The organism is Paracoccus panacisoli (assembly GCF_042435015.1).
GTDB classification, from domain to species: Bacteria; Pseudomonadota; Alphaproteobacteria; order Rhodobacterales; family Rhodobacteraceae; genus Paracoccus; species Paracoccus panacisoli.
Map to the genome: position 1 here is coordinate 1 of NZ_JBHMQU010000090.1, position 1,256 is coordinate 1,256.

Annotated in this window: 1 protein-coding gene and 1 pseudogene; one reads left to right on the forward strand and one right to left on the reverse strand. The window is 63.1% G+C overall.

Going from position 1 to position 1,256, the window contains the following annotated elements:
- A pseudogene (locus ACFHYO_RS15585) lies at nt 1-247 on the forward strand (transposase); the annotation flags it as partial.
- Nucleotides 248-483: 236 nt separating this feature from the next.
- Here the strand turns inward: ACFHYO_RS15585 and ACFHYO_RS15590 are convergent.
- Nucleotides 484-1,256 (reverse strand): IS110 family RNA-guided transposase (locus ACFHYO_RS15590; RefSeq protein ID WP_394321605.1); only part of this gene is annotated, 773 nt, incomplete at its 5' end.

Genomic DNA, 1,256 nt, shown 5'->3' on the forward strand with positions numbered 1-1,256 from the left:
GAAGTTCACCGAAGAGCAGATCATCGCGATCCTGCGGGAGCAGGAGGCGGGCGCAAAGACGGCCGAGGTCTGCCGCAGGCACGGGATCAGTAGCGCCACGTTCTACGCCTGGAAGGCGAAGTTCGGCGGAATGGAGCCGTCCGAGGCGAAGCGTCTGAAGGCGCTCGAAGACGAGAACGCCAAGCTGAAGCGCCTGCTGGCCGAGGCAATGCTCGACAACACGGCGCTGAAGGATCTGCTGTCAAAAATGTATGGTCCGCCCCGCTATTGCAAGGTTTCGTGCATGGCCGTCCGGCTTGCGTAAATGTATCCGGCCTCTGATCAGTCAGCCGCTTTTGGCGGCAAGGCCTTGATGAGATCCGCCCCTCGGGTTCCAGATTAGTGGTGCGGGATCGGTTCTCGCTTTTTTGCGCGTGGCTTACCCCAGGTCGATCAACCGTTTGGTCATCACTTTCCCCTGCAATCTGTGCTGCGGTCGCTTGGTCAGCTCAGGGCTGTCCCCTTCGACGGCAAATAGACGGTGCCGGGCCTCGTCAGGATGGCCCAGACGATCCGGGTCAACTTGTTGGCCAAGGCGACGACGACCTTGTTGCGATGGGTTCGTGCTTCCAGCGCAGAGAGCCAGCCTCCGAGGGCGTGGTTCGCCCGGTTCAGATGTAAGAAGCAGGATCGCGCCCCGTGGACGATCAACCGCCGAACGTAGCGGTTGCCGCGCTTGCTGATGCCCAGAAGGGTCTGCTTGCCCCCGGTCGAATGCTCTGCCGGAACGAGGCCCAGCCACGCGGCCAGATCGCGCGCCTTGCGGAATTGCCGACCGTCCCCTGCGGCTGCGACGATCGCCGTCGCGCCAAGTGGCCCGATGCCGGGGATAGTCACGAGCCGGCTGACGGTGTCATTCTGGCTCGCATAGGCCTCGACCTTGCCGTTCACGGCCTTGATGCGCCCTTCGATGTAGGCGAGCTCATCGAGCAGTTCTTCGAGCAGCATCCGCATGGCGGGGGTCAGATCATTCTCCCCATTGGCCAGATGCCGCCGGATGTCGGCATGGAAGCCCCCACCACCGACCCGCATCGCCAACCCATATTCGAAGCAGAAGGCACGCGCCTGGTTCATCAGCGCCGTTCGTTGCCTGACAAGACGGTCGCGAATGCGATGCAGAGCTTGGAGGTCGACCTGCTCGGGCGTCCGCACTTCCACAAAGCGCATCGTCGGCCGCGTCACGGCTTCGGCTATGGCCGCCGCATCGACCGTGTCGG